Raw genomic sequence first — 20975 nt, 5'->3', positions numbered from 1 at the left:
ATCGGTCCTCTCCCGAAGCCAGCCCCGGATTCGTGTGGCACCCGTCATATTGCCAACGATGCGGCAGGGTACCCGACAGCCACGCCGCGTCGGCCTGCAGCATGTCCGCGCTCGACGTCACCGAGTGGGCGATCGTCCCGATCGTGATCCAGGTCATTGTGATCTTGGACCTGCTCGAGTAACCCTGTGCCCTTCGATATCGACTGCGAAAACGAAGGTGATCCGATGAGCGGCCATTCCGAACTGTCATTCGCGCTCGATCTCACGCTCGACGAAGCACGACGGCGTACCGCAGTGCTCGAGGCGATCGGGGACGACTGGGACCCTGTCGCCGTCCTCGCGGAAGAGGAACGCGCCTACGACCTGCTGTATTCGGGTCTCGACGCCGAGCAGCAGCGCATCTACGACGAACTCGTGGCGGCGGGTGTGCTCCCGGATCGGACGGTAGGCCGCGTCACCGAGTGAGCCGTCTTATTCCCCCGTCGCAGCAGTAGGTCGCGACTACTGCGCGCGGCCGTCGTACCTCTCGCGAGCCGTGGTCACGTCGTCCATGTTGTGTTCCGCCCACTGTTTGACCGCTCTGAGGATCGGCAGTAGCGACCTACCGAGTTCGGTGAGCTCGTAGTCGACGCGGACGGGCACCGCCGCAGTCACTTCGCGTGCGACGAGACCGTCCCGTTCGAGCGCTCGAAGCGTCTGGGTCAGCATCTTCTGACTGACCCCGGCGAGTTCGCGCGCCAGTTCGGAGTACCTTCGCGAACCCTCACCCAGCGCGACGAGGATGAGCGACACCCACTTGTCGCTGATGCGGTCGAGGAGCTGACGACTCGGGCAGTTCGCCAGATACACGTCATACTCTCGCTTTGCCGCATGTCGCGCTTGTCCTGCGGTTGTCGTCGCCATCGGGCGCCCCTTTTGCTTCGTTGCGCACTTTCAGGTGCCTACTTCCCAACGGAGAGTAGTCAGGCGATTCTGAACCGGCAACAGCGACTACCGAAGGGGAGCACCATGCGAGCAATCGTGACAACCGGGGCCGAGGACGTGAAGACCATCGAGGTGGCAGTGCCGGAGGCGGGACCCGGGGAAGTCCGAATCGAACTCCGCGCGGCGGCGGTCAATCCGGTGGACTCTCAGACCAGGCAAGGCATCTATCACCGGCTCGGATGGATAGATCAGCCCGACGGCGCGGGCCTGGGCTGGGATGCGGCCGGGATCGTGGACGCGCTGGGTGATGGCGTGGTGGGACCCGCCGTCGGCACGAGGGTCGTCGCCCTGCACGACCGGTTGGATGCGCCGCTCCGCGCCTTCGCGGACTATGTCGTCGTTCCGGCCACTGCGGTGGCCCGCATTCCGGATGGCCTGAATTTCGCCGGGGCGGCAACGCTGCCCCTCAACCTGTTGACCGCAGATCAGGCACTCGATCTCCTCGGTGACCCCGCGAGCAGAACGCTGCTGGTGACCGGCGCGGCCGGTGGAGTGGGCGGATTCGCCGTCCCGCTCGCGGTCGAGAGGGGATGGACGGTCAGCGCACTCGGCCGCCCCACCGACACCGACTTTCTGCGGTCCGCGGGTGCGGTACAGGTTCTCGGCGAAATTCCGCCGACCCGGTTCGACGCCGTGTTCGATACCGCGGTACTCGGAGACGCGGCGGTTTCCGCGGTGGTCGACGGCGGAACCTATGTGGGCGTCGTGCCGCCGGCAAAGCCCGGGGCCGTGCGCGGCGTCGGCGTTCAGGCCGTGATGGTCCACCACGACGGAGCCAGGCTCGAGAAACTGCTCAGCTCTGTCGCACGTACGGGAAGCGAGAGCGCCCCGCTCGCGGTACGGATCGCCGGAACTTATCCGCTCGAGAAGGCGAATGAGGCGTTGGCGGCCCTCGATGCGGGCGGCTCGCGTGGACGCTGGGTGCTCACCTTCGAACGCTGATTCCCGAACCCCCTTCACATCGCCGATGATGGACTGCGACATCTCGTCGAGAGGAGGCAATCATGACCGTTTCGATGCAGTCGTTCCTCGACGAGCTCGCCGACATCGTCGGTGCGTCCCACGTGCTCACCGATCCCGGCGTGGTTGCCGGATATGTCACCGACTGGACCGGGCACTGGCAGGGGAACACCACCGCCGTGGTCCGGCCCGCCGACACCGGGCAGGTTTCGGCGGTTCTCGCCCTCTGCTCCCGCGCCGGCGTCGCCGTGGTTCCCCAGGGCGGCAACACCGGTCTGGTCGGTGGGTCGATCCCGATGGACGGGGAGGTGGTGCTCAGCACTACCCGGCTTTCCGTCATCGAACACGTCGACCCGATCGGCCGCACCATTGCCGCGGGAGCGGGTGTGACCATTGCCCGCGCCCGCGACGCGGCCCGCGAACACGGAGTGGAGCTCGGTGTGGACCTTGCCTCCCGCGAATCGGCAACCCTCGGCGGGATCGTCGCCACCAATGCCGGGGGCATCCGGGTCATCAAGAACGGCGACACCAGGTCTCAGCTGCTCGGCATCGAGGCGGTGCTGTCCGACGGGCGCGTTCTGACCCGTTGGAAAGAGCTGACGAAAGACAACGTGGGGTACGGCCTGCCAGGCCTTCTCGCCGGCTCCGAGGGCACACTCGCCGTGATTACTCGCGTCCTGATGCGACTCGTACTACCCCCGAGCGCAACTCGGGTCGCTTTCGTCGCAGTCGGTTCGGTGGGTGACGCACTGATGGTGGTGGATCACCTCGAGCGCGCCGGGCTGACGCTCGACGCCGCGGAGCTGATGACGAGGTCGGGTATCGACCTGGTCTGCGAACATCAGCAACTCCGGCGGCCACTTTCGGCCGACGCACCGTTCTGTGTCCTGGTGGAGGTGTCCGGTCGCGAGGATGCGGAGACCACACTCCTCGAGGTTCTCGACGACAGCCATGAAGTCGTGCTCGACGCCGTCGTGGAGGAAGGACCGGCGCACAGGCTGTGGCAATACAGGGAGAGCCACACCGAGTCGGTGGGCGCCGCTTCGTCCACGCCACCCGTGAAGTTGGACATTTCGACGCCGCTGCGCGACATCGAGGCCTTCCTGAACGAGCTGACCACCGGCCTCGATCGACGCTTCCCCGGAGTGCGGGCGATCTGTTTCGGGCACGTGGCCGACGGCAACATCCACGTCAATCTTCTCGACGCCGCGCCGGAACAGCGGGACACTCTGTCCGACTTCGTTTTTCATCTCGTCACCGACCACAACGGGAGCATCAGCGCCGAACACGGTGTCGGGCGGGCCAAGGCCCCCTGGATGACACTCGGACGAAGTGCGGTCGACCTCGACATCATGCGGTCGATACGGGCAGCGCTGGACCCCGCCGGGATCCTGAACCCCCACATCCTTCCCGCACGCAGGCCGTGAGATCGAACAACTACGGACCTTCCTGGTCGGCAAGATCGTCGAGAACGGCCGAAAGCCGGCGCATCGCTGCGAGCGCATCACGTAACTTGTCGGGTCCCATGGCCTCGGCCAGGCGAGCGGCGAAGGCAGCGTGCGCGGGGTCGATGCCGGTCACCGCTGCACGTCCCGCCGGCGTGGGAGTAATGAGCTTGGCTCGTCGATGAGCGGGATTCGGCTGATACTCGGCGAGTCCACGATCGACGAGCAGGTCGGCGATCCTCTGCACGCTCTGGCGCGTGATGCCCATTTCCCGTGCGACGCCGGCAACCGTCAGCGGCTGGTTCAGTACGGCGCCGAGAACCTGCCACCACGCGGCCGTGAGCCCCGCCGGACGTGCCAATTCCTCGGCCACAGCGAGAAACTGACCGTTGAGCCGGAACGTTGCGAGGGCTGCCCCGCTGAGCAGTTCCTGTTCGGGCCGCTCACTCATACGGCCATGAGTTCATAGAATCCGGCCGGATCGCGGTGGCCGTAGAGCTTGAACCAGGACGCGAGAACGCTGGGCTCGAATACATCCAGCCGTGCGAGGATTTCGCGTGCGAACTCTACCGGCGCAGTGGCACTGGCGGTGATGAGATCGCGATCCGTGACGGCCGGCTCATCACGGTAGAGACTTCCACCGGCGTATCCGACTCCCTCGAGGAACTCGGCGGCGTTGCTGGTGTGCTCACGATCGTCGAGCAACCCGGCGAGCGCGAGGCCCCCTGTTGCACCGCAGATCGCCGCCACCGGAACCCCGGCGGCGAGGAATTCGCGCGCTTTCTCGGCGAAGGGCGCGAACTGCTCGGTGGGCCAGATGTCGTTGCCCGCGAGAATCAACATCGCACTGTCCTGCGGCCGAATCTTGTCCAGCGCGGTGTCCGGGACTACGCGCATGCCGCCCATCGTGGTGACCGGATCCGGGGTGGACCCGACCGTACTGACGGCGTAGCGACCGGGCTGCTTGTGCCAGGTGGGCTTGTTGATGTGGGCGATCGCGTGGCCTACCTCCCAGTCGGCGAAGGTGTCGTATACGGCGACGTGCACTGTTTCAGTCATGACAGAATGCTGTCATAATGACAGCAATCTGTCAATAGTGAGCGATCGACTGCGGCTTCGTGGGCCGATAATCACTGGCTTCGGTTTGAGCGGACGTGATGTAGTGCGGTCATGCCAACCTCCATTCGCCGGATGATGACGACGGACGTCGACCGTGCCGCGACCGTCCTCGGTGACGCCTTCGCCGACTACCCATGGACCAACTGGTGCGTCGCCGCGGACTCACACCAGCAGCGTGTGACCGAGCTTCAGCGCCTGTATCTCGGGCACATGGCGCTGCCACACGGTCTCGCGTACATCGACGAAGAGCACAACGGGGTCGTAGCGTTCATCCCGCCGGACCTGCCCGACCCGGAAGAATCGCTCGTAGCGAAGATCGTCGAACTCCATGGGGATCGTTTCGAGCACGCCGCCCAAGCGGAACAGCGTTTGTCCGCGATGGACGTTCCGGGCAACGCCTGGTGCTTGGCGACCGCCGGAGTATCCCGTGCAGCGCGAGGTCGAGGACTGGGCGGTGACCTTCTGAAAGTCGGACTGGCCGAACTCGACCGACGCAACGCGGCATGTTGGCTCGATACCTCGACACACCGGAACCTGCCGCTGTACGAACGTCACAACTTCGCTGTCGCCGACCATGTCGTCCTCGACGACGGACTCGAGGTGTGGAGAATGCACCGGCCCGCGATCTGAGGAAGATCAGTCCCGGTTCGGTGCCAACGGGTCTGTGTTCCGCGTGCGATAGAAGACCATGGACAGAGCAATGACCGCTTCGAGTGCTGCGGTGAGAAGAGCTGCTGCCACGGGCAGGGACAGTGCATGCCCGACCGCCGTCGGGTTCGCGGCACGGGTCATGTGGCCGTGGTGGCCGCTCACGGACGGACCGAAGTCCACTGTATGCAGCGCGATCATTCCGACGCTCATGATCGCGACCCATCCCCAGTCGCGGGAGTTATCTCTCATCCACAAGTGTCGGGCGCAGTGGAGGCATCCGAGGAGCATGCCAACCGTAAGCAACACCATCAGTGGTGACGCCCGATGGTCGCGCCGAAACATCCGTCGAGACCCTCACCGAGAAATATCTCCCGCTCCTTCTCGACGCCGCCGCCGAAACCACGACCGACTGGGCGGCGTGGCAGCGTCGACCTATCGAAGCCGCGCCGCGCAACTCCGAACGAAGAATCGTCTGAACCGTCAGAGGTGCGCTACTGCCGTCACCAAGATCGTTTGTCGAGAACCATTGGTTTATTTCACACACGTCTACGAACTGCGAAAATTGCCTGAAAAGGCGTCGGAAACTCGTGTCAGAAAAACTATGTCGCACAACCTCTGTGTGGGGTTTCGACACATGCCGATCGGCCCGTTGCGGAGGGACAGCAGGGCCGCGAACAGGCGCGTGATCAGGAAGATCTGGACGAGGTCGCCGGTGCACGACTGCGGTCATCAGGCCCTCTTCGATGGAGTGAATCAATCTGGGATGAATCCGGCCTCTGCAGAACGCTTTTGGCGGAAGTTTATTACTTCGTCGCGCTGCGGCCTGAACCCACGATAACTTCGAAAGTGTCTCCGGTCACTACTGAATCGGGATTGGAATCAGCGACTGCGGCATCCTCATTCGACTTTTCCGGCCACGACACCGCCGATTCTCATTCCGGCTTTTCGGGTCGGCGCAGCTGATCCGCGGTATGCGCCAACGTGGGCACGGGAGTCGGGAACGAATATCTCCGGCCATTCTCATTCGAGGTGATCGAAAATTAATTCCGATCGGCGCATCGCGCTCGTCTCCTGCGCTAGCGTGCAACTCATGCAGCCCCGGGTTGAACGCTCGCGTGGGGCCGGCCGGAAAGTGTGGAGAGCAGGTGCGTGGTGTCCGGTACACCGAGAATTAGAAGTAGATCACCGGTCGCCGGTCTCGAGCGGGCGCGTCTGAGTTTCGTCCAGGTGCTCGGGCAGTCCGTTTCCGCGGTCGCACCGTCGGCCGTGATGGTCACGCTGCCTGCTCTCGTCATACCCGACGCGGTGGGCGACCATTGCGGTGTTCGTCGCGGCGGCGATTCTGATGACGGCGGTCGGCTACTGCATCGGACAGTTCGCCACCCGGATGGTGGCCGTCAGTGGTTTCTACAGCTACATCGTGAAGGGACTCGGGGCGGTGCCCGGTTTCGGCGGAGGCTCTCATCTGTTGCCAATGTATCTAACACTCGCTATCAGTTTCTGGCACTGTCTGTCATCTCTGATTGGCGTCTCCGGAACTCGTGGGCTGCCGGTCGTTGAGGTGAGCAAGGACGCCGATGGAGGGTCGGTTGCCTTCTCGGCGCGCGGGGTTCGGGTCCCCAACTCTATAGCCGAGCGGACCGGGGTGCCGATCTATGCAGGACTGCATCATGTTGCGCGGGAGCGACTCCCTAGAGGACGAAGGCGCTATTGGGGTGCCGGTTTCGGCAGGGTGGCAGGCGTCGCCAGCCGATCAGCAAGATGTTGCGGAAGAGCAATATTGGTGCGATGTATCGGATCTGCAAGGATCGCGGTTCGTGTCTCGAGGGAGCAGCGGGCGGGGCGCGGCCGGATGCTCGACGACGCGGCCCGAGGGCCGACACCTGGTGTGATGTGGTGTGGTGTTGCGGAATCGATTGGCTCGGTTCACCGGTGGCGCGGATCGAGCGGTTCTTGTCGGAGGTCGGCGTTACAGTCGAGGCCCTACGAGAGGTGGCGTGGCAGAGGGCGGGGAAAGGGGGGTGATCGATGAGCTTCTCGGAGATGGCAGCTCATCTCGGAAGACCGATCGGCCCGGGTTTGTTCGGGTTGTGCCTGGCGCCGGGTCGGCCGGCATGACCGGGCCGGAATCGACTGCGCAGCGGCAGTTCGCGTTCACCACCCGCGCCCATGTGGCGGTCGACGACGCGACCGGCGAGCAGATTGGACTCGACGACGTCGACACCCGGATGCGGTGGCTGCTCGACCTCATTACGGCGGCCGGCACCGAGTTGACGGCACGGCTGTGGCAGCCGGTCACGTTCGACGTGCTCACCGCCGGACGGGACCGTGCGGGTCGCAGGCTGCCCGCCCAGGGTCACGTCGCCGCCGCCCGCCTCGGCTGGAACCCGCACTACCCGGACGGAATCTACGTGCCCTCCCGGGTCACGCGAGTGGTGACGGCGCAGGTGCTGGCCACCCTGCGGACCCTCGCCTATCGGGATGCGGCGATCGCGGCACTGTCCGAGCGGTTCGACCCGGCCACCGGCACTCTCGCGCCGCCGACCGAACCGGGCGACTATGTGCCATTGGGTTTCGCCCGCGGCGTGCGACGCCAGCTGATTGCACGCTCTCGCCGCACCGACGGGGCGCAGTCGGCGCGGTTGCGAATCACCGACGTCCAGGGACCACCACAGACGAGCGCGATGGCCCGACTCTCGGCCGCCGATCGGCAACTCGCACAGATAGCCGCAACAGACCACGAGCTGGTGTTGACGGTGAAGCTGCCCACCAGCCCGACCCCGGCGGGACGCGCGCAGTGGCGACGGGTTCGGGTGACCGCCGCGATCCCACCGCACCTGCACCGGCGGCCGATCAGCGAGTGGCATCTGCCGACCCTGGTCCTCGACCACCGGGGTCTGTTGTTGCGGTGCGCTGCCACCGAAGCAGTCCCAGCCGCTGATGTGACATCGGGAACGACGGCGGTAGGGGTGGACTGGTCCCCGTCCACACTCGGGGCCGCCGCCATCACCGCCGACGGCCCGAAGGGGCTGGTCTCTGACTACCGGGGCTGGACCTACGACGATCGGGGTCTCGGTATCAAACTGGCCCGCCTTCAGCAGGAAGGTCAACTGCTGCACCGGAAGGCGGCCCGGTTGACCCGACTGGCCACCACCGCCCCACCCGAGGTCCGTGCCCGGTTGGAGGCGAAGATCACCGTCCTCGACCTCCACCGCGAGGCGGTGGGCGTCAAGCGGGGGAAGATCAACCGGGAACTGGCGTTCCACTTCGGCCGTCAGGTCACCGACTACGCCGCCGCAGCGGGCGCGGAGATGATCGCGGTGGAAGATCTCACCACCCTCGAAACCCGGGGTCACGGCCGGGTGAACAACAATCGGGCCGCGCAGTCCGCCCGCCGCAAAGCCGTCGCAGCCCTCGCCCACACCGCCGCGGAGGTCGGTGTCACGGTGGTCTCGGTGCCTGCCCGAGGGTCGTCCGCATTGTGTCCGGGCTGCAACGAACCACTTGCCCGCCCCGCCGGCTATCACGACGCGTGGTGTGCCCGCTGCCAGGTCGGCGGCAACCGCGACCACATCGCCGGGGTGAACCTGGCCAAACGCGCGCTCCTCGGCAAGAACAACGTCACCCGCCGGCGTGGGCAGATGCCCGCGATCCTGGTCGCCGAACACACGCCGGTGCGTAAGTGCCGCGACAAGAACGGACCCACACCGCGTCGGCCGCGACACCGCCGGGTCCGCCGCAGCCAGCCCGCCGCACCTCAGCGGTTGGGGGTGACTCCGAAACAGCATGTTCCTGCACCACAAGCGTCGGTGTGGGACACGGTCAAACCCACACCACCGCACGGTGATGTGGGTAGCCGTGACACACGTCCATCTCCCACGCCCGCCACGCAAGTGGCAGATAGTATGAGATCTACGTAGACGCTGGTCGCTGCTCGTCGGTTACGCGGCCGCGGCCATGGCGAGCACGCTCGGTGCCGCGAGTTACCTCGCCGCGCTACTCGGCCGAGTCGGGCTTCCGGCGGGGTCACCCCTCATCGCGGTCCTCGCGGCGATCGTCGGACTACTCGCCCTTCTCCTCATGGTCCGGGGCGTGCAATTGTCGGCGCGGATCATGCTCGCCATCGAGGTCTTCGCGATCGTGGCCGCCTCCGCCGCGTTGGTGGTCGCGTTCGTGCAATCGGTCCGCGAGGGCGCGACCCCATCCGCGGGCGGCGCGAAATCAGGTTCCGCGGTCGGGTTCGCCTTACTGCTCGCGATCACGTCGTTCGTCGGATTCGAAAGCGCGGGCACGGTGGCGCGGGAAGCCCGCAACCCGTTCGTCGCCGTTCCCCGCGCCATCCGGTGGACCCCGATCGCCCTGGGTATTTTGTACGTGTTCGCGGCCGCCCTGCAGTTGCCGGAGCCGGTGCGGCAGGGAGTCGACTCGCTGCCGATCGTCCTCACGTTGCCCGACACGTCGGGCGCAGGTTCGTCGACGCTGTCGATCGTCATGGAACTCGGTATCAGCGCCTCGTGGTTCGCGTGCGTCCTCGGTTCGACGACGGCGCTGTCGCGCACCCTGTTCGCGATGGGCCGCGAAGGGGTGGTTCCGAACGTGTTCGGCCGGACGCACCATCGGTTCCATACTCCGCATGTGGCGTTGACGGCCACGATGCCGGTCGTCGTCGCGGTGCCCGTCTTCTACCTGTTCGTCAGCGGTTCGAGCCGCGACGTCCTGATCGGACTCCTCGCCGTGTCCGCCCACGGCTACGTCCTCGCGTACGTCCTGCTGTGTGTCGCGACGCCGGCGTTCCTCCGGCGGATCGGCGAACTGACTCGACTTCCCGTGATCGTCGGCGTGCTGACGGCGACCGCGATGGTCGCACCGGTCGGGTGGGCGGCGTTCTCGCGGACATATGTCGCGGGCGCGGCGACCGCCGTCTACCTGTTTCTGATGCTTGTCGGCGCCGCGGTCTTCGCGATCCGCGCGCGTCGGTCCCCCGGAATCGAAGAACGGATGGGTGTGTACGACGAGGCCGTGGCCGAAGACCTGCTGGGGCGGTACCGACCGTGGGAGGTCCGCCGATGAGTGCCGACGACAGAGCCCTGTCGGGGCGTCAGCCGAAGGCCGTCACCAGCGCACTGCGGGTGCTCGAGGAGGTGGCCCGGGCCGGCTCGGGTGTCACAGCGAAAGACATCGCCGCCCGCCTGTCGATGCCGTCGGCGACGACGTACCGACTGCTCAACATCCTCGTGGGCGAAGGTTATGTGGTGCGGCTCCCCGACCTGTCCGGGTTCGCGCTCGGACAGAAGGTCGGGATCCTCGTCGACGCGGCCGTCGTGCCCACCGTATGTGCGGCGGCGCGTGAGGCTCTCGCCGAACTGCGACTGTCGGTGCGCTTCGGGGTCCACCTGTTCTTCTACACCAACGTCGCCGTCCGCACGGCCGACGCCGACCCCGAATACCCGCCGCCGGAGGACGAGTCGTTTCTCAACCAGCACCTTTACGCGTGCGCGGTCGGCAAGCTCCTCCTCGCGGAGAAGTCGGAACTCGAATCCGTGATTCCCCGTTGGGAGCCACGGTCGCTGACGGCCCGTACGATCGTCGCGAGGAGCGAGCTGCTCGCGAATCTGGACCTGATCCGGAGCCAGGGCTTCGCCACCCAACTCGCCGAACTCCGGGACGCGTCGGCCTGCATCGCCGTCCCCATCCGATCCGATACGGGCGCGCTCATAGCGAGCATCGCGCTGTCCGGGCACGTCGATCACCACCACCTGATGCTGAGGCACGTCCCGACGCTGCAGGAACAGGCCGGCCGGCTCGGACGGTTCATCGCCTGACCCGGATGGAAATTCGTTCAGGTGCGGGCGGACCCGTTCTTGCCGGCGGCTCGCTCGCGAACCGTAGCGACGGCGTCGCGGATCGGGGTGCGCTGTGTTCGGCCGTGTCCCGGAATGAGCAGATCCGCGTCGAGGGTGGCCAGGGCGTCGAGCGACGCAAGGGCCTCCTCCTGGGAGTGATGGAACATCGGGAGCAGCAACTGCGGACCCACTGTGCGGGAAGTGGGGTGCCCCGTCACGAGGCTGTCCCCGGTCGCCACCGCGCCGACGGACGGTAGGTAGTACGACGTGTGCCCGGACGTGTGGCCGGTGGTTGCCACCGGGAGAGGGGTGCCGGGAAGGTCGAGAGCACCCGCGGCGGGGAACTCGGCGGCATGGGGCACGGTGACGTGACGTGTCGCGCCCGCCCGGGCGATGCGCAGGGACCACCGCAACATTCCCGGCCGCCAGATGTTCTTGACGACGTCCATCTCACCCGCCTGTTCGAGGTACTCCCGCTTGGCGTGTGATGTCTCCACCGCGGACATGTACACGGGCGTTTCGTACTTGTCGCGGAAGTGGTTGATCGCTCCGATGTGATCGATGTGCGCGTGTGTCAGGAGGATTGCGCGAACATCCTCCGGCCGGCGACCGATGGAACGAATGGATTCTTCCACGGCAGGAACGTCGGCGGGGTAACCCGCGTCGATCAGCGTCAGGTCCGTGCCCTCTCGCAACAGGACCCAATTGACGTCGGTACCGGTCACACAGAACACATTCTGTTCGACCTCGACCACAGTAGGACTCGGCACAGCATCCCCCTCAGCACGTCGCGACCTTCCACGCTAGCAGCCGACGAACACCCCATCACGGCTCGACTTCCGCCTCCGCGTCGGAAGTGACTGCTGCCTTACGCAGGTACAGATCGCGGAGCAAGGCGATCTCCGCGCCGTGATGGATGACTTCCCGGTTCACGTGCAACACGAGGGCCGCCATCGAACGATCCGCGAACGGCCCCTCACTGGGACCGCAGGGACGGGCAAGGGCATCATCTGTCAGGCTCGCGACTCCTCGCACCCACAAGTCGTACATCTCGTCGAGTTGGTCGAGCGCCTCCGCAGCCGTACCGGCGTAGTCGAAGCTCTGGTAGTCGACCGGACGACCCCCGAAATGACTGCCGACCCGAGCTCCGAAGACGCCGACGATGATGTGGCCGAGACGCCACGCGATGGTGGTGACCGGCGGCGGATCAGGTGCAGGAAAGGCGAATTCGATCGTGAAGGCTCCGCTGCCGGCCTGCACGGGCGCGTGCGAAGTACCGCGCGGGCGCACACTCCAGCAGTCGGGTACCGGCTCCCAGAAGTATTCGTCGTCACTCAGCCCCGCCAGCCTGCTTCGCAACTGCTGCTGCCAGTGCCAGCTCAGCTGATCACCCAGTTCGTACGACGAGTCGAGCGAGTGCATTGACAGTGCTCAGTTCTCTTGTGCCAGTTCTACATCGGGGAACTCGACGGTCACACCCTCCGCCATCGGTGGGACCTCTCCGGCTTCGGCGTGCCGGAAGAACGTCGGGACACCGAGCGCTGCCCGCAGGGTGTAGCGCCCCGGATCCGGGACCGAGAAGTTGTTGGCATAGTGGTAGAAGGTGCTGTAATAGAAATTCAGCGGCTTCGTCTCCACCACTCGACCGTCGGCGGCCACCACCTCGAGCGTGATCGGCACATTCGGCACGATCCGGCCGGTGGCCGCCTCGAACGGGATGATCTCGATGTGGTGCGTTTCTCCGGGCGCCGGCTCACGGAAACGCTGACCGGGACCGTCCGCCTCGTACCACGGCTCGGCCGGCTCGACGATGTACGCCACCCGCCACGCCCCGGAATCCGTCTCACCACCCTCGGCGGCGATCTCTTCCTCGAGGGTCTCGTACTGCTCTGCCACGCCGGCCGGCACGGCCTCCGCTGCGGCTGAGGCGCTCGGACCAGCAGTCGCATCGGCCGAGCCGGTGCCGCTGTCACCGCAGGCAGAAGCGAGCGTCACTGCGCCGACGGCAGCAAGGGTCATGAACGTGCGAGGCATCCGTTCCATAAGGTCCTCCTCAGGGCACCGCAGCGGAACAAGGCAAGGCTAAGTTAGCACCCGCCATGAGCCGGATTGGGTGGAATGCTCAATCCCCTCATGAGATCCGTTCGGTGTCGCCGAGAACGGTTACCTCGGGTTACGAAGTGTGTGTTCGCCTGTCGATGTCTTTGTCGACGGCGGTGGCGATGTCGTGGACGAGCCGGGAGTGCCAGTGTTTGTGTGCCTCGAGGTCGGCGGTGAGGGCGTGGCAGTCGGGGCACTCCGAGGAGGCGGGACCGGATTCGGCTGTATTTTCCATGGCGCTGCGCTTTCTGAGAGAAATCGTTGCTCTTCCACCGTGGCACGGACGGGACTGATAGTCCACGGCCGAAACTCTGGTGGCGCGTGTCGACTGGCGCAACCGGCGGCACTACGCGGATCGTGGTGAACGATAATCGTCCGCATGAACTGGAACAGTCCGACAAAAACCGGGTGGTTCGTCAAGAGTTCGGACGACGGTCTGGCAGTAGCGATCTTGAACCCGTCCGGAATCTTGTGGGGCGAACTGTTTCCGACCCCCGACGCTGGAATCAATGGTGGTCCGAGGCGGCGAGGCGGGGATTCCCCGGTGGCCGATCGTGACGACCGGGACACGCTCGTCTTGCGCAAAGGTCATCCCGCCACGCTTCGCCTCGCCGACGGGACGATCGGAACCGTAACCGACCAGAAACCACAGGCGATGCGCCGAAAAAACAAACGATGTGACGTGGTGATCGCGGGCAGAACGTATCTCTTCACTCATTCTTCGAGCCGAAGAGCGACAGCACTGCGTGACGGAATCGCGTTGGCACATATGGCACGTGGCCGGTGGTCCCGAAGCAACATCGTCACCCGAAAGACCCTGGCGGTAACAGACGCCCTCGACGAGGGCGTGCTGACGATATTCCACAAGGTCATCTCACCCGGACGCACCGGTGCATTCGATCAGGTAATTACTGATCTCAGCAATATTTGAGCGGTCTTTGCTCAGATCAATGCCACCCGCACCGTTCCGCCGAGGCCGAGTGAACCGACATACAGCATTCGCACAGCTCGTCTCGAGGTTGTCTGCACGTGCCGCTGTTTGCATGGACCTCACACGGAAGCAGCTATGGAGGGCTCATGACCGACAACGCACGCCATCACTCCGCGGACGCGCACGAACACGACCGCGGACTCACCCACGACCTGAGGACGATGCTCTCGCGCCGCCGCGCCTTGTTCGTGCTCGGAGCGGCGGGCGCGTCTGCACTCGGCGCGTGTTCGTCCTCCGGATCGACCATCACTACGACGTCCGCGTCGAGCGAAGAGGCAGCGTCGTCGACCGTCGCCACCGACGGCACCTGTGTGGCAGCGGCGCCGCAGGAAACAGCCGGGCCTTACCCGGGTGACGGTTCCAACGGGCCTAACGTTCTGATCGAGTCGGGCGTGGTGCGTCAGGACATCCGCAGCAGCTTCGGGTCGTACTCGGGCACCGCGGAGGGCGTCCCGACGACCATCGAATTATCACTGCAGGATTTGTCGAACGACTGCGCGGCCGGGACGAGCATGGCCGTCTATCTATGGCATTGTGACCGGGACGGAGAGTACTCCCTCTATGGCCAGGACATCACCGGGCAGAACTATCTGCGCGGCGTCCAGGTGGCCGACTCTGCCGGAGCCGTGTCGTTCACGTCCATCTTCCCGGCCTGCTACTCGGGGCGCTGGCCACATATCCATTTCGAAGTGTTCGACTCCCTGGAAGCCGCGGTGGCGGGAGAGGATCCGCGGTTGACCTCGCAGATCGCGATACCGCAGGACGCGTGCGAGAAAGTCTTCGCCTACGACACCGGATACGCGAAGAGCGTGAGCAACTTGTCGGACGTGTCTCTGCAATCGGACAACGTCTTCGGTGACGGTTGGGACGCCGAGTTGGCGACCGTGACGGGTGAACCCGCCGGCGGAGTGACGATTTCCATCACGATCGGTGTCGCGGAGAAGTCGGCGAACACCGAGTCCGCTCCCGCAGCCCCGCCGGCCGGTGGTCCGGGTGGCGGGCAACCCCCTACGGGTCCTCGCGGCCGGTAGGTCCGGGGTCCACACGAATGACACTGGGGTGCAGGTAGTTTGACCCTGTGCACCGTTCCCGATCATTCCAGGATGCGACGAACTGTTTAGGCACTGATTCCTGCGGTGAGGATGGCGGCGAGTTCGCGGTAGGCGTGGGCGTCGTCGAGGCCGGTGCTGTCGCGGACCCCGCGTTGCTGAATGCGCACCATCATGGTGGTCACGAGATCGGCGGCGAAGGCGGCATGGACGTCGCGGAAGTCTCCGCCGGCCACACCGTCGTCGATCAAAGCCTTGACGCGCCCGGCCGCGATCTGAGTGTTCTGCTCGTAGACCTCGCGGGCCGGCGGGAAGGCGTCGAGGTCGGCCATGAACTGGTCGGATGCGGCCGTAAGTGCGGTACCGACCGCGGACAGGTAGGCGCTGATCCGCTCACGGGCCCCGGAAATTTCTGCGATGTGCGACTCGACGTCTTCGGTGGCGCGGCGGAAGAAGTGCACTGTGGCCTCCCGGACGAGCTGCTCCTTGCTGTCGGCGAGGGTGTAGAGGGTGGATTTGGAGCACCGCAGCCGCGCGGCGATCTCGTCGAGAGTCAGATGGGCGAACCCCTCGGCCAGGAAGAGGTCGACCAGCGCGTCGAAGAGCTGGGTGCGCCGTCGCGTCGCGAATCCCGGTCGGGTGATCTGCTCCATACACCGGATAGTACTGGCGCGACCCTTGCAGTACTACTTTGCCATCAGTACTGTGAGCCGTAGCTCAGTACTGTTTCTGTCGTCTTCTCGAGGAGAAATTTCGTGGCCGTCGATCGTTTGCTGCCCACCGACGAAGCTCGTGACCTGATCCAGCTCACGCGCGATGTCGCCGACAAGGTCCTGGCGCCGATCGTCGACGAGCACGAAAAGTCCGAAACGTATCCCGAAGGGGTCTTCGCCACCCTCGGTGAGGCCGGACTGCTGAGCCTGCCGTATCCGGAGGAGTGGGGCGGCGGCGGACAGCCCTACGAAGTGTACCTACAGGTTCTCGAGGAAATTGCCGCCCGGTGGGCGGCGGTGGCGGTGGCGGTCAGCGTCCACAGCCTCGCCTGCCATCCACTGATGGCCTTCGGCACCGACGAGCAGAAGCAGCAGTGGCTTCCCGACATGCTGGGCGGTAACACCATCGGCGCGTACAGCCTGTCGGAGCCGCAAGCCGGATCGGATGCTGCCGCGCTGGCGTGCAAGGCCGCCGCGACCGATGGCGGATATGTGGTGAACGGCGCGAAGGCGTGGATCACCCACGGCGGCATTGCCGATTTCTACAATCTTTTCGCCCGCACCGGCGAGGGGTCGAAGGGCATTTCCTGCTTCCTGGTGCCGAAGGGCACCGAGGGGCTCTCCTTCGGCAAGCCCGAGGAGAAGATGGGCCTGCACGCGGTACCCACGACGTCGGCCCACTACGACGACGCCTTCGTCCCGGTCGAACGGCGGATCGGCGCGGAGGGACAGGGTCTGCAGATCGCCTTCAGTGCACTCGATTCCGGGCGCCTCGGTATCGCCGCCGTCGCTGTCGGTCTCGCCCAGGCCGCGCTCGACGAAGCCGTGAGCTATGCCAAGGAACGGTCGGCATTCGGCAAGAAGATCATCGACCACCAGGGGCTGGGGTTCCTGCTCGCCGACATGGCCGCCGCAGTCGACTCGGCGCGCGCCACGTACATCGACGCAGCACGCCGCCGTGATGCCGGCCTGCCGTACTCCCGCAACGCGTCGGTGGCCAAACTCGTCGCCACCGACGCGGCCATGAAGGTCACCACCGACGCCGTCCAGGTCCTCGGCGGCTACGGCTACACCCGCGACTTCCGCGTCGAGCGGTACATGCGGGAAGCGAAGATCACCCAGATCTTCGAGGGCACCAACCAGATCCAACGATTGGTGATCAGCCGCACCCTCGCCGGCAACTGACTACTTCACCAGAGGCGGGTCGGCGCACCGTGTGGTGTGCCGACCCGTCGTCTCGCCTGTTTCAGCTGAGCAGTTCGTAGATCAGCAGGCCGGACAGGGACAGGATCGAGACGAAACCGAGCGCCCCGATGACGTTCTTCCACCAGGTGTTGCGGAGGTTGCCCATCAGCTGGGAGTTGTTACTCATCACGAAGAGCAGGAACCCGAGGAACGGTGCGATCAGGACAGTCAGCGCCTGAGCCACGATGATGAGCTGGACCGGCGACTTCGTGAACAGGATCGTGATGACGAGACCGAAGCCGAGGATCACGGCGCTGGTGCGTTTGGCCGTCAGAGTGCTGGGCGAGGGTCCTTTGTCGAGCGCGTCCGAGAGCATGGTGCCGCCGGCGGTGGCGTTGGCAACCATCGCGGAGAACGCGGCCCCGGATAGGCCGAGGGCGAAGATCGTCGATCCGACGGGGCCGGCGAGTGGTTCGAAAATCTTTGCCAGGCCGGCGAGAGTGGTTGCTTCGGTGTCTGCCCGTCCAAGGACGGCGGCCGCGACGATGATGACGAGCGAAGTCATGATGCCCGGTGCCACGATGCCCGGAACGGTGTCGGCGATGGTGGTCTGCCGGTATTCGGCCGCGGTGCGCTTTCGTTCGTGTGTGCCGTACGAGGTGAAGAAGGCGGCGTTGAGCGAGAAGTTGGTGCCGACCAGTGCGACGACGAGGAGTTGTCCGCCGGGCGGGATGGAGGGGACGAGCCCGTTCACGGCCTGGAACCAGTTGGGCTGGGCGATGACGGCGCTGATGACGAAGGTGGCCGCCAGCAGCGCGACTATCACCAGCAGGACGCGTTCGACGGTGCGGTACACGTTGCGGAACAACAAGATCAGACCGACGAAGGTGGTACAGACCGCGGACCAGATGAGCGGGGAACCACCGAAGACCATGGACAGACCCAGACCGGAACCGACGGCGTTACCGACCGAGAAACACAGGGTGATGATGAAGACGCCGACTCCGGCGGCGATGCCGACACGGCGACCCAGCACGTCTTTCACCGAGCTGATCATGGACACCGGCGTGCGGATACCGAGTCGGACGCTCATGTCCGCGTAGACGAGCATGAAAACGGTCGAGAGGGCGATGACCCAGATCAGGGAATAGCTGTATTCGCTGCCGGCCTGGACGGCGCTGGCGAGGTTGCCGGGACCGAACTGCCACGCGCCGGCGATGAACGCGGGCCCCGCCATCGCCAGGGTGCGGACCCAGGTGCGTTGCGCCCGGGGTGAGCCGGCGGGTGGTCGAGGAGTGTCCGCGACCACAGCATCGCCTCCGGCCGATTCGACTGACATACGAGATTGCTGACTCATGTGAGCCTACTTTCTGGTGTTCGAACCGCCGATGCGGTGTGCGGCGCTGACGTGTGGCCGGCGCCGCCGGCTCGAAGGGAAGCTACGGCGACCTACGGCCGCGGTGGGCCGGGGCTACTGGGGGCGCTGCCCGGCCCGGAACATCCGGGCCGGGCCGGCGGGAACGCGCACGGCAGATTCCGGGAAAGGCCCGGGAACTGGTCCGACGGGTGGCTGGGTCAGGCGGGAACGGTGACCGAGGACAAGCCGGCCGATTGCAGGGCCGCGGCGATCTCGGCACCGGCACCCTCGGCCAAGGGAAGCAGCGGCGGCCGGACGGTGGCGTGCTCGAGGATGCCGCGGGCCACCAGACCTTCCTTGAGCGCGACGGTGCCCTCCATGTGCGAGCCGCGGTGATAGACATTGGCCGTCACCGGCAGCAGGCGGTCGTGGATGGCCCGGGCCGCGGGGTAATCCTTGGCCTTCCCGGCTGCGATCAGCTCGACCAGCGGCTCGGGAGCGAGGCCGCCATAGCCGACCAGCAGGCCGTCGACGTCGAACACCGTGTGCAGCAGGTACTCGTCGTGGCAGCTCAGAATCTGCAGGTCGGGGTTCTCGCGGCGCAGGACCGGGATCTCACGGTCCCACCGGCGCATGTTCCGCACCCCGTTCTTGGTGGCGAACACGCCCGGCTGAGCGGCGATCTCGAGCTGGGTGTCCAGGTTGTACGTGGCCTTGGTGACGTCCGGGTACTGGAACAGGATCAACGGCAAGCCCGACCCTTCATAGATCGACTTGTAGCGATCCTGCGGTGCACCCTCCTGGTAGCCGAACCGCAACCACCCATGGGAGGGGTAGACCAGGCCGGCGGAGGCACCGGCGTCGACCGCACGGCGCGCTTCTTCCACGGAGACGGCGGTCCCTTCGCCGGTGATGCCGGCGATGATGGGCAGCCGGCCGTCCACGGAGTCCTTGAAAGCGGCGATGACGCGAACCTGCTCGTCCTGGGTGAGGAAGGTTCCCTCACCGGCGTGGCCGAGCACGACCAGGCCCTTGACGCCGTCGACGCTGCCGAGCCACGAGCCGAGGCGCGCGATGGCGTCGTAGTCGACGTCGCCGTCACGAGTGAAGGGTGTTACCGGCGCCGGGGTGAGTCCGCGAAGGTCGAGTGTGCTCATGATTCTCTTTCCGATCGACGTTTTGCAAACGTTCCCGGGAACGTTCCCGTGAACGATTTCATCGTGCAGTAGAATCGGCGATTGTGTCAAGCGTCACGTGACCGTGGCGATGTGAACGGGACGTCACCGTGGGTCGCGGCGGCGCCGGGGCGGTAGACAGGAAGATTGTGGAAGCGAACGCACACGGCAAGAACCGGGTAGTGACTCTCCGTGAGGTCGCGGAGGCCGCGGGGGTAAGCACCTCCACGGTGAGCCGCGTGCTCGACGACCGGGTGCCGCCGTCACGATCGGCGACGGCCGAACGCGTCCGCGCGGTCGCCGATCAACTCGGCTACCGGCGCAACACCTTCGCCTCCAGCCTCCGGCGCGGCCACACCGCCACCATCGGGGTGCTGGTGCCGCGGCTCAGCGACACGGTCATGGCGCTGATGTTCGAGGCGATCGGGAGGGCTGCACATCGGCTCGGTTACTTCACCGTCGTAGCGACCACCGGGGACGACCCCGCCGACGAGCAACAGGCGGCGCAGACTCTCCTCGGTCGCAATGTCGACGGCCTGATCATCGCCTCCAGCCGCCGCGAAGACCCCCTTCCACGGCACCTGAGAGAGCAAGGCGTGCCGCACGCGCTGGTGTTGCGCACCGACGGCGTCAGCCCTTCCTCGATCGGCGACGACGAGGCCGGTGGCTACCTCGCCACCCGACATCTGATCGACTTGGGACACACCGACATCGCGGTCCTGTCCGGCCCGCTGTTCACCTCGACCGCCACCGGGCGCCTCGCCGGCGCGATGAAAGCCGTTCGCGAAGCAGGGATCACCCTCGATCCGGACTGGATCATCGAGTCCGGATTCGGAATCGAGAGCGGCGAGGAAGCCGGACGTCGGCTCTTCGCCTCCTCGACTCGTCCGACAGCCGTCTTCGCCGCGAACGACAACCTCGCCCTCGGAGTCATGGCCGCAGCGCACCAACGGTCGCTGTCTGTCGGTGAGGATCTGGCCCTGGTCGGTTACAACGACATCCCACTCGCACAGCGACTGCCGGTTCCCCTGACTTCGGTGCGCACCCCATTCGACCAGATCGCCGCCACTGCCCTCGATCTGTTGTTCTCTCCCGCAGCGAGCAGCGATCCGATCCGGCGTGCTCTGCCCACCCTGATCCCGCGACGCTCCTCAGGACCGCACAAATCGCCTAACTGAACGGCGCTGGGGATCCGCGTCGCAGGTTTCGGACGGTGGCGGATCTCGACCAACCCGGTAACTGGTTGTGCGACCCGCTGATTAACGACTTCAGGGCGCGGCGCCGGCGCCCCGGTCCCAGTCGGTCGACGAGCTCGTTCGCCTACCGAGTCAACCATCCGGTCATGATGGCCGCGTTGCCCTCCACTCAAACAAATCCCGTCGGAACGGACTGCTTCGCATGCG

Annotated in this window: 22 protein-coding genes and 2 pseudogenes; 13 read left to right on the top strand and 11 right to left on the bottom strand. The window is 65.8% G+C overall.

The features are described from left to right. The first annotated feature begins 225 nt into the window (after positions 1 to 225). Positions 226 to 465 carry a DUF6400 family protein gene (locus tag GFS60_RS17105; RefSeq protein WP_159922972.1) on the top strand — a complete coding sequence of 80 codons (240 nt, stop codon included), beginning with the start codon at positions 226 to 228 and terminating at the stop codon, positions 463 to 465. 36 nt (positions 466 to 501) lie between these two features. Here the strand turns inward: GFS60_RS17105 and GFS60_RS17100 are convergent, their stop codons facing one another. Further along, a complete protein-coding gene (locus tag GFS60_RS17100; protein WP_159922970.1) occupies positions 502 to 903 on the bottom strand; it encodes a winged helix-turn-helix transcriptional regulator in 402 nt (133 codons plus the stop codon). Between the two features lie 105 nt (positions 904 to 1008). Between GFS60_RS17100 and GFS60_RS17095 the strand changes: the two genes are divergently transcribed. After that, on the top strand, positions 1009 to 1926 hold the full coding sequence (locus GFS60_RS17095; protein ID WP_159922968.1) for an NADP-dependent oxidoreductase: 918 nt from the start codon (positions 1009 to 1011) through the stop codon (positions 1924 to 1926). 62 nt (positions 1927 to 1988) lie between these two features. Then, complete coding sequence (locus tag GFS60_RS17090) at positions 1989 to 3371, top strand: FAD-binding oxidoreductase (protein ID WP_442972163.1); 1383 nt, start codon at positions 1989 to 1991, stop codon at positions 3369 to 3371. Positions 3372 to 3381: 10 nt separating this feature from the next. On the opposite strand, the gene GFS60_RS17085 is transcribed toward GFS60_RS17090, so the two are convergent. Both GFS60_RS17085 and GFS60_RS17080 read right to left on the bottom strand, forming a co-directional pair. Then, the gene (locus tag GFS60_RS17085) at positions 3382 to 3840 is read right to left on the bottom strand and encodes a MarR family winged helix-turn-helix transcriptional regulator (protein ID WP_159922966.1); all 459 of its coding nucleotides are present in this window, start codon (positions 3838 to 3840) and stop codon (positions 3382 to 3384) included. Further along, the gene (locus tag GFS60_RS17080; protein ID WP_159922964.1) at positions 3837 to 4448 is read right to left on the bottom strand and encodes a type 1 glutamine amidotransferase family protein; all 612 of its coding nucleotides are present in this window, start codon (positions 4446 to 4448) and stop codon (positions 3837 to 3839) included. Before GFS60_RS17080 ends, GFS60_RS17085 begins: the two co-directional genes overlap by 4 nt. Before the next feature lie 111 nt (positions 4449 to 4559). On the opposite strand from GFS60_RS17080, the gene GFS60_RS17075 reads away from it, so the two are divergent. After that, complete coding sequence (locus GFS60_RS17075) at positions 4560 to 5138, top strand: GNAT family N-acetyltransferase (RefSeq protein WP_159922962.1); 579 nt, start codon at positions 4560 to 4562, stop codon at positions 5136 to 5138. A gap of 6 nt (positions 5139 to 5144) precedes the next feature. On the opposite strand, the gene GFS60_RS17070 is transcribed toward GFS60_RS17075, so the two are convergent. After that, a complete protein-coding gene (locus GFS60_RS17070; RefSeq protein ID WP_159922960.1) occupies positions 5145 to 5408 on the bottom strand; it encodes a hypothetical protein in 264 nt (87 codons plus the stop codon). A gap of 62 nt (positions 5409 to 5470) precedes the next feature. Between GFS60_RS17070 and GFS60_RS17065 the strand changes: the two genes are divergently transcribed. From GFS60_RS17065 to GFS60_RS17045, 5 genes and pseudogenes are all read left to right on the top strand, one after another. Next, positions 5471 to 5635, top strand: a complete 165-nt coding sequence (locus GFS60_RS17065; protein WP_159922958.1) for a hypothetical protein — start codon at positions 5471 to 5473, stop codon at positions 5633 to 5635. A gap of 676 nt (positions 5636 to 6311) precedes the next feature. Continuing rightward, a pseudogene (locus GFS60_RS39160) lies at positions 6312 to 6711 on the top strand (amino acid transporter); the annotation flags it as partial. Between the two features lie 562 nt (positions 6712 to 7273). After that, positions 7274 to 9079, top strand: coding sequence for a zinc ribbon domain-containing protein (locus tag GFS60_RS17055; protein WP_159922956.1), 1806 nt, complete (start codon positions 7274 to 7276; stop codon positions 9077 to 9079). A gap of 4 nt (positions 9080 to 9083) precedes the next feature. Continuing rightward, positions 9084 to 10229, top strand: a pseudogene (locus GFS60_RS17050) (APC family permease); the annotation flags it as partial. After that, entirely contained in the window at positions 10226 to 10981 is a 756-nt protein-coding gene (locus GFS60_RS17045) for an IclR family transcriptional regulator (RefSeq protein WP_159922954.1), read from the top strand. The pseudogene GFS60_RS17050 and the gene GFS60_RS17045, both read left to right, overlap by 4 nt. Before the next feature lie 17 nt (positions 10982 to 10998). Here the strand turns inward: GFS60_RS17045 and GFS60_RS17040 are convergent, their stop codons facing one another. The 4 genes from GFS60_RS17040 to GFS60_RS38630 form a co-directional block, all read right to left on the bottom strand. Then, a complete protein-coding gene (locus tag GFS60_RS17040; protein ID WP_159922952.1) occupies positions 10999 to 11772 on the bottom strand; it encodes an MBL fold metallo-hydrolase in 774 nt (257 codons plus the stop codon). A gap of 55 nt (positions 11773 to 11827) precedes the next feature. Then, a complete protein-coding gene (locus GFS60_RS17035) occupies positions 11828 to 12424 on the bottom strand; it encodes a DinB family protein (protein WP_159922950.1) in 597 nt (198 codons plus the stop codon). A 9-nt stretch (positions 12425 to 12433) separates the two neighbouring features. Continuing rightward, positions 12434 to 13045: a hypothetical protein gene (locus tag GFS60_RS17030; protein WP_159922948.1), complete on the bottom strand. Its 612-nt coding sequence runs from the start codon at positions 13043 to 13045 to the stop codon at positions 12434 to 12436. A gap of 130 nt (positions 13046 to 13175) precedes the next feature. Then, a complete protein-coding gene (locus GFS60_RS38630) occupies positions 13176 to 13337 on the bottom strand; it encodes a hypothetical protein (protein ID WP_201453392.1) in 162 nt (53 codons plus the stop codon). Between the two features lie 144 nt (positions 13338 to 13481). On the opposite strand from GFS60_RS38630, the gene GFS60_RS17025 reads away from it, so the two are divergent. Together GFS60_RS17025 and GFS60_RS17020 are read left to right on the top strand one after the other, a co-directional pair. Continuing rightward, complete coding sequence (locus tag GFS60_RS17025) at positions 13482 to 14033, top strand: hypothetical protein (RefSeq protein WP_159922946.1); 552 nt, start codon at positions 13482 to 13484, stop codon at positions 14031 to 14033. Between the two features lie 146 nt (positions 14034 to 14179). Then, on the top strand, positions 14180 to 15124 hold the full coding sequence (locus GFS60_RS17020) for a dioxygenase (protein WP_159922944.1): 945 nt from the start codon (positions 14180 to 14182) through the stop codon (positions 15122 to 15124). 86 nt (positions 15125 to 15210) lie between these two features. On the opposite strand, the gene GFS60_RS17015 is transcribed toward GFS60_RS17020, so the two are convergent. Next, the gene (locus GFS60_RS17015; protein ID WP_159922942.1) at positions 15211 to 15795 is read right to left on the bottom strand and encodes a TetR/AcrR family transcriptional regulator; all 585 of its coding nucleotides are present in this window, start codon (positions 15793 to 15795) and stop codon (positions 15211 to 15213) included. A 102-nt stretch (positions 15796 to 15897) separates the two neighbouring features. On the opposite strand from GFS60_RS17015, the gene GFS60_RS17010 reads away from it, so the two are divergent. Then, entirely contained in the window at positions 15898 to 17040 is a 1143-nt protein-coding gene (locus GFS60_RS17010; RefSeq protein ID WP_109334601.1) for an acyl-CoA dehydrogenase family protein, read from the top strand. Between the two features lie 61 nt (positions 17041 to 17101). On the opposite strand, the gene GFS60_RS17005 is transcribed toward GFS60_RS17010, so the two are convergent. Continuing rightward, a complete protein-coding gene (locus GFS60_RS17005; protein WP_159927288.1) occupies positions 17102 to 18277 on the bottom strand; it encodes an Nramp family divalent metal transporter in 1176 nt (391 codons plus the stop codon). A 338-nt stretch (positions 18278 to 18615) separates the two neighbouring features. After that, positions 18616 to 19554: a dihydrodipicolinate synthase family protein gene (locus tag GFS60_RS17000; RefSeq protein ID WP_159922940.1), complete on the bottom strand. Its 939-nt coding sequence runs from the start codon at positions 19552 to 19554 to the stop codon at positions 18616 to 18618. A 167-nt stretch (positions 19555 to 19721) separates the two neighbouring features. Here GFS60_RS17000 and GFS60_RS16995 point away from each other — a divergent pair, with 167 nt between their 5' ends. Then, the gene (locus GFS60_RS16995) at positions 19722 to 20750 is read left to right on the top strand and encodes a LacI family DNA-binding transcriptional regulator (protein ID WP_236603177.1); all 1029 of its coding nucleotides are present in this window, start codon (positions 19722 to 19724) and stop codon (positions 20748 to 20750) included. Positions 20751 to 20975 lie beyond the last annotated feature (225 nt).

Source organism: Rhodococcus sp. WAY2, from assembly GCF_009859915.1.
Classification (GTDB): domain Bacteria; phylum Actinomycetota; class Actinomycetes; order Mycobacteriales; family Mycobacteriaceae; genus Rhodococcus_F; species Rhodococcus_F oxybenzonivorans.
This window is presented reverse-complemented; position numbering and strand designations above follow the sequence as displayed.

Bases quoted from the DNA above. Each gene is read 5' to 3' on its own strand.
- GFS60_RS17025 (WP_159922946.1), top strand. From the start codon at position 13,482: ATGAACTGGAACAGTCCGACAAAAACCGGGTGGTTCGTCAAGAGTTCG.
- GFS60_RS17075 (WP_159922962.1), top strand. From the start codon at position 4,560: ATGCCAACCTCCATTCGCCGGATGATGACGACGGACGTCGACCGTGCC.
- GFS60_RS38630 (WP_201453392.1), bottom strand. From the start codon at position 13,337: ATGGAAAATACAGCCGAATCCGGTCCCGCCTCCTCGGAGTGCCCCGAC.
- GFS60_RS17085 (WP_159922966.1), bottom strand. From the start codon at position 3,840: ATGAGTGAGCGGCCCGAACAGGAACTGCTCAGCGGGGCAGCCCTCGCA.
- GFS60_RS17090 (WP_442972163.1), top strand. From the start codon at position 1,989: ATGACCGTTTCGATGCAGTCGTTCCTCGACGAGCTCGCCGACATCGTC.
- GFS60_RS17000 (WP_159922940.1), bottom strand. From the start codon at position 19,554: ATGAGCACACTCGACCTTCGCGGACTCACCCCGGCGCCGGTAACACCC.
- GFS60_RS17105 (WP_159922972.1), top strand. From the start codon at position 226: ATGAGCGGCCATTCCGAACTGTCATTCGCGCTCGATCTCACGCTCGAC.
- GFS60_RS17020 (WP_159922944.1), top strand. From the start codon at position 14,180: ATGACCGACAACGCACGCCATCACTCCGCGGACGCGCACGAACACGAC.
- GFS60_RS17045 (WP_159922954.1), top strand. From the start codon at position 10,226: ATGAGTGCCGACGACAGAGCCCTGTCGGGGCGTCAGCCGAAGGCCGTC.
- GFS60_RS17015 (WP_159922942.1), bottom strand. From the start codon at position 15,795: ATGGAGCAGATCACCCGACCGGGATTCGCGACGCGACGGCGCACCCAG.
- GFS60_RS17100 (WP_159922970.1), bottom strand. From the start codon at position 903: ATGGCGACGACAACCGCAGGACAAGCGCGACATGCGGCAAAGCGAGAG.
- GFS60_RS17030 (WP_159922948.1), bottom strand. From the start codon at position 13,045: ATGGAACGGATGCCTCGCACGTTCATGACCCTTGCTGCCGTCGGCGCA.
- GFS60_RS17005 (WP_159927288.1), bottom strand. From the start codon at position 18,277: ATGGCGGGGCCCGCGTTCATCGCCGGCGCGTGGCAGTTCGGTCCCGGC.
- GFS60_RS17080 (WP_159922964.1), bottom strand. From the start codon at position 4,448: ATGACTGAAACAGTGCACGTCGCCGTATACGACACCTTCGCCGACTGG.
- GFS60_RS17055 (WP_159922956.1), top strand. From the start codon at position 7,274: ATGACCGGGCCGGAATCGACTGCGCAGCGGCAGTTCGCGTTCACCACC.
- GFS60_RS17070 (WP_159922960.1), bottom strand. From the start codon at position 5,408: ATGAGAGATAACTCCCGCGACTGGGGATGGGTCGCGATCATGAGCGTC.
- GFS60_RS17035 (WP_159922950.1), bottom strand. From the start codon at position 12,424: ATGCACTCGCTCGACTCGTCGTACGAACTGGGTGATCAGCTGAGCTGG.
- GFS60_RS17095 (WP_159922968.1), top strand. From the start codon at position 1,009: ATGCGAGCAATCGTGACAACCGGGGCCGAGGACGTGAAGACCATCGAG.